The organism is uncultured Allobosea sp., assembly GCF_945956895.1.
Classification (GTDB): domain Bacteria; phylum Pseudomonadota; class Alphaproteobacteria; order Rhizobiales; family Beijerinckiaceae; genus Allobosea.
Genome location: NZ_CAMFJF010000130.1, coordinates 1 through 4,933, shown reverse-complemented (window position 1 = coordinate 4,933; position 4,933 = coordinate 1). Strand labels below are relative to the sequence as shown.

The window sequence follows — 4,933 nt, the reverse complement described above, 5'->3', positions numbered from 1 at the left end:
AGGAGATCGCGCCATGGATTTCGGCGCGCGATAGGTTCAGCGCCTCGGCGATCAAGGGCACGGCTTGCGGGTCGACATAGCCGAACTCGTCCTGAAGCGCGTGCAGCATCGGCAGCGTGGCGCCTTCCAGGCGCGTCAGCCCTGCGATGATCGCGCGAGCGCTGTCCTCGTTCCAGGCGGCATATCCGGCCATGGTTCCTCCAAAGGCCCGGTTTGCCGGGCTCGTCTCAACGGAGGAGACGGCAAGATTGGAACGATTTCAAATCGTTTGTGCCGACCGAATGATAGATTGGGGCTATCAAAACGACTGCTTGAGCGCGAGATCTCATCACCATCATGCCCGGGCCTGACCCGGGCATCTCGGAAACCAGCACGCCCTTGTCCAGGGATTCTCGGGTCTACGCTTCGCTTCGCACGAGAATGATGCTCTGTCGTGATCATGATGTTGCGGTGCAGCGATAGATGATGACTATCGCTCTACCGGCCGCCGCACCAACCCGGCTTCCGCGACCGGCTGGGTCATCGTCATCAGGTTGCGCGCGAGCGGCGCCATGGGCTGGCGGTCGGCGACGATCAGGCCGATCATGCGTTGCGCTTCCGGCTCGATCAATCGCAACGCCTTGGTGCCGAGGGGCAGGCCGAAGAACTCCAGCAATTGCAGCGAGACGATGCTGGAGACGCCTTGGATGCCGGCATGCGAACAGAGGTTGAAGATTGAGTTGGTTTCGATCGCCGGTCGCGGCGCCGCGCCGACCGAGCGGAAGATGCCATCGATGATGCGCCGGTTCTGCATGTCGGCGGTCAACAGGCAGAGCTTCTGCTCCGCGGCTTCCGCCCAGGAAATGGTGTCGCGTCCGCCGAGCGGCCCGTCCTCGCGCGTCAGCAGCAGATAGGCTTCCTGGTAGATCGGCTTTGAGATCACGCGGTCGAGCGGCTCGTTGTCGAGATAGGTCAGCCCGATATCGAGCTCGAAATCGTCGATGCCCTGCTGGATCTCCTGGGAGGTCAGCGACAGCACGGTGAGCGACACCGCCGGATAGCGCTCCGAGAACGGCGCGGTGATATGGGCGATCATCGGCAGCGCGGTCGGGATCGCACCGAGCCGGATGCGCCCGCCAATGCCCTCGCGCAGCTCGGCGACCGATTCCTTCATCACCTCGGCTTCGGCCAGGATGCGCCTGGCATGGGCGAGCACGACCTCGCCCTCCTTGGTGAAGCCCTGGAAGCGCCGGCCCCGCTCGACGATCATCACGCCGAGCTCCTCCTCGAGCTGCACGATCGCGGCCGAGAGCGTCGGCTGCGAGACATGGCAGGCCTCGGCCGCGCGGCGGAAATGCTTCTCGCGGGCGAGCGCGTCGAGATAGACCAGTTGGCGAATGATCATGGCGTCGGCCCAGAGGCGGCGGGGAGCGCCGCGCGCCCGAACATCGACAGAGTTCGTCGCTGTTGCAAGCGAGGCGGTTGCATTCCTGCAAACAGCCTGTTGCTGGCGGCGCAACGCCCGGAGAATTGCGCCGCGGCAATCCTGACCCTAACTCCCGGAGGCCGGGATGGCCGGCAGGCAAAAGGCTGCGCCGCAGCCTCGGGATGGTCATGGCACAGGAACTGGAATTCGGGCTCGACACCTTCGGCGATGTCACCCATGGCGCGGACGGCAAGCCGCTGCCGCATGCGCAGGTGATCCGCAATCTCGTCGACGAAGCCGTCCTGGCCGATCAGATCGGTATCGATTTCATTGGCGTCGGCGAGCATCACCGCGCCGATTTCGCGGTCTCCTCGCCGGAGACGGTGCTGGCCGGCATGGCGACGCGCACCAGCCGGATCAAGCTCGGCTCGGCCGTCACCGTGTTGTCTTCGGACGATCCGATCCGCGTCTTCCAGCGCTTCGCGACGGTCGATGCGCTCTCGAACGGGCGTGCCGAGGTCATCCTCGGCCGCGGTTCCTTCACCGAGTCCTTCCCGCTCTTCGGGCTCGATCTGCGCGATTACGAGAAGCTGTTCGAGGAGAAGCTCGATCTCTTCGCCGGCCTGCTGCCGCAGGAGCCCTTGACCTGGCAGGGCTCGATCCGCCCGCCGCTCAAGGACCAGCTGGTCTATCCGCCGGTCGAGAACGGCCCGCTCAAGACCTGGATCGGCGTCGGCGGCAGCCCGGAATCGGTGATCCGCGCGGTGCGCTACGACTTGCCGATGATGCTCGCCATCATCGGCGGCGATCCCTTGCGCTTCAAGCCGTTCGTGGATCTCTACCATCGCGCCTACAGCCAGATCGGCAAGCCGGCCAAGCCCGTCGGCGTGCACTCGCCGGGCTATGTCGCGGCGACCGACGAGCAGGCCAGGGAGGAGTTCTTCCCGGCCTTCAAGGCCAACCGCGACCGGATCGGAGCCGAGCGCGGCTGGCCGCCGATGAGCCGCGAGGATTTCGAGCAGGAGGTCGCGCGTGGCTCGCTCTATCTCGGTTCGCCCGAGACGGTGGCGCGCAAGATCACTGCTACCGCCAAGGGGCTCGGTCTCCAGCGCTTCCAGCTCAAGTACAGCGCCGGCCCGCTGGAGCACGAGAAGGCGATGGAGTGCATCCGGCTCTACGGTGAGAAGGTCTTGCCGCTGGTGCGGGAGATGCTGGGGTAAGAACTTCTCTCCGTCATTGCGAGCGCAGCGAAGCAATCCAGGGGGCTGGGCTGAACGTCTCACCCAGTCCCCCTGGATTGCTTCGTCGCTTCGCTCCTCGCAATGACGGAGTTCACCCCACGACCTTCAGCGGATCGACCGACAAGGTCCGCTTCAGCGCTCGCAACCCGAACGTCGTTCGCGTCTGCCGTACGCCGGGAATGCGGTAGATCGTTCCGCGCAGGAAGCGCTCGTAATGGTCGGTGCCGCTGACCACGACCTTGGCGAGATAGTCGTACTCGCCGGTCACGAGATGCGCCTCGACCACCTCCGGCGCGCGGCTCAGCGCCTCGCCGCACTGATCGAGCACCTTGTCGTCATGCTTGTCGAGCGTGATCTCGACGAAGACGATATTGTTGTAGCCGAGCGCCTTGTGGTCGAGCAGCGCGACATATTTCTCGATCGCGCCGGATTCCTCCAGCCGCTTCACCCGCGTCCAGCAGGGGGAGGGCGAAAGCCCGACCTTTTCGGCCAGCGCCTGTGTCGTCAGGCGCCCGTCATCCCGCAACGCAGCGAGAATCTTGCGATCGATCAGATCGAGAGCAGGACCGTTCTGGCTCTTTTTGTTCATCAGATAATCATTCTGGATATGTGGCATAAAGCGGGAATTCTTTCTGTCTGATTTCACCCTTGCCGGCAAATTCGGAATGAACCTCCGAACCGTCCCCGATAGCGTTGGTTGCAAGGGGAACGATCGCCGGCCGGCTGTGCGTCCCGCCGCATCACGAGGAGCGCGAGAAGCGCTTGCGGGATGTGCGCGAAGGCGGAATGCTGGTGGCGTCAGGGATGGAGGCGCTCATGAGCAGCGATAAGTCAGGCCAGGCGCCGGCAGCAACCCAGCCACTGCAGTTCCACGTTCCCAAACCTGCGAGCCGTCCGGGCGAGAAGCCGGACTTCTCCCATGTCGTGATTCCGAAGGCGGGCTCCGTTGCGCGCCCGCCCGTCGATGTCGATCCCAAGGACATCCGCGACCTCGCCTATTCGATCATCCGCGTGCTCAACCGCGAGGGCGAGGCGGTCGGTCCCTGGGTGCCCGATCTCTCGCATGAGGACCTGATCCGGGGCCTGCGCCACATGATGACGCTGCGCACCTTCGATGGGCGCATGCAGATGGCGCAGCGCCAGGGCAAGACCTCGTTCTACATGCAGCACACCGGCGAGGAGGCGGTGAGCTGCGCCTTCCGCATCGCGCTCCAGCCCGGCGACATGAACTTCCCGACCTATCGCCAGGCCGGCCTGCTGATCGCGCACGACTACCCGCTGGTCGACATGATGTGCCAGATCTACTCGAACGAGCGCGACCCGATGAAGGGCCGGCAATTGCCGGTGATGTACTCGTCGAAGGAGCACGGCTTCTTCTCGATCTCCGGCAATCTCGCGACGCAGTACGTCCAGGCGGTCGGCTGGGCGATGGCCTCGGCGATCAAGAACGACACCCGCATCGCCGCTGCCTGGATCGGCGACGGCTCGACGGCGGAATCGGATTTCCACGCCGCGCTCGTCTTCGCCTCGACCTACAAGGCGCCGGTCGTGCTCAACGTCGTCAACAACCAGTGGGCGATCTCGACCTTCCAGGGCATCGCGCGCGGCGGTTCCGGCACCTTCGCAGCGCGCGGCCTCGGCTTCGGCATCCCGGCGCTGCGCGTCGACGGCAACGACTACCTCGCGGTCTATGCGGTCGCGCAATGGGCGGTCGAGCGCGCCCGCCGCAATCTGGGCCCTACGCTGGTCGAATACGTCACCTATCGCGCGGGCGCCCATTCCACCTCGGACGACCCCTCCGCCTACCGCCCCAAGCACGAATCCGACGATTGGCCCCTCGGCGATCCGTTGATCCGCCTGAAGCAGCACCTGATCGCGGTCGGTGCCTGGTCGGAGGAGCGCCACAAGCAGGCGGAGGCCGAGATCCTCGCGACCGTCATCGCGGCGCAGAAGGAGGCCGAGAGCTTCGGCACGCTGCATTCCGGCGGCAAGCCCTCGGCGCGCGACATCTTCGAGGACGTCTATGCCGAGCTGCCGCCGCATCTGCGCCGCCAGCGCCAGCAGATCGGAGTCTGACCCGATGGCACGCATGACGATGATCGAGGCGATCCGCTCCGCCATGGACGTCGCCATGGGCCGCGACGACGATGTCGTGGTCTTTGGCGAGGATGTCGGCTTCTTCGGCGGCGTCTTCCGCTGTACCCATGGGCTCCAACAGAAATACGGGGTGTCCCGCTGCTTCGACGCGCCGATCAGCGAGGCCGGCATCGTCGGCACGGCGATCGGC

General features: G+C 65.2%; 5 protein-coding genes and 1 pseudogene. 3 read left to right on the top strand and 3 right to left on the bottom strand.

Going from position 1 to position 4,933, the window contains the following annotated elements; all coding sequences use genetic code 11:
• Together Q0Q02_RS23190 and Q0Q02_RS23185 are read right to left on the bottom strand one after the other, a co-directional pair.
• Nucleotides 1-193 (bottom strand): NAD(P)H-dependent oxidoreductase subunit E (locus Q0Q02_RS23190; RefSeq protein ID WP_293813129.1); only part of this gene is annotated, 193 nt, incomplete at its 3' end.
• Nucleotides 194-469: 276 nt separating this feature from the next.
• Complete coding sequence (locus Q0Q02_RS23185; protein WP_293813127.1) at nt 470-1,384, bottom strand: LysR substrate-binding domain-containing protein; 915 nt, start codon at nt 1,382-1,384, stop codon at nt 470-472.
• Between the two features lie 209 nt (nt 1,385-1,593).
• Here Q0Q02_RS23185 and Q0Q02_RS23180 point away from each other — a divergent pair, with 209 nt between their 5' ends.
• Nucleotides 1,594-2,625, top strand: coding sequence for an LLM class flavin-dependent oxidoreductase (locus Q0Q02_RS23180; RefSeq protein ID WP_293813125.1), 1,032 nt, complete (start codon nt 1,594-1,596; stop codon nt 2,623-2,625).
• 112 nt (nt 2,626-2,737) lie between these two features.
• Here Q0Q02_RS23180 and Q0Q02_RS23175 read toward each other — a convergent pair whose 3' ends face one another.
• Nucleotides 2,738-3,235 carry an Lrp/AsnC family transcriptional regulator gene (locus Q0Q02_RS23175; RefSeq protein WP_061968714.1) on the bottom strand — a complete coding sequence of 166 codons (498 nt, stop codon included), beginning with the start codon at nt 3,233-3,235 and terminating at the stop codon, nt 2,738-2,740.
• A gap of 227 nt (nt 3,236-3,462) precedes the next feature.
• Between Q0Q02_RS23175 and Q0Q02_RS23170 the strand changes: the two genes are divergently transcribed.
• Entirely contained in the window at nt 3,463-4,722 is a 1,260-nt protein-coding gene (locus tag Q0Q02_RS23170) for a 3-methyl-2-oxobutanoate dehydrogenase (2-methylpropanoyl-transferring) subunit alpha (RefSeq protein ID WP_091858827.1), read from the top strand.
• 4 nt (nt 4,723-4,726) lie between these two features.
• Nucleotides 4,727-4,933: pseudogene (locus Q0Q02_RS23165) on the top strand (alpha-ketoacid dehydrogenase subunit beta); the annotation flags it as partial.

Excerpts from the sequence above, each read along its gene's own strand:
- Q0Q02_RS23185 (WP_293813127.1), bottom strand. The coding sequence starts at position 1,384 with ATGATCATTCGCCAACTGGTCTATCTCGACGCGCTCGCCCGCGAGAAG.
- Q0Q02_RS23180 (WP_293813125.1), top strand. The coding sequence starts at position 1,594 with ATGGCACAGGAACTGGAATTCGGGCTCGACACCTTCGGCGATGTCACC.
- Q0Q02_RS23175 (WP_061968714.1), bottom strand. The coding sequence starts at position 3,235 with ATGAACAAAAAGAGCCAGAACGGTCCTGCTCTCGATCTGATCGATCGC.
- Q0Q02_RS23170 (WP_091858827.1), top strand. The coding sequence starts at position 3,463 with ATGAGCAGCGATAAGTCAGGCCAGGCGCCGGCAGCAACCCAGCCACTG.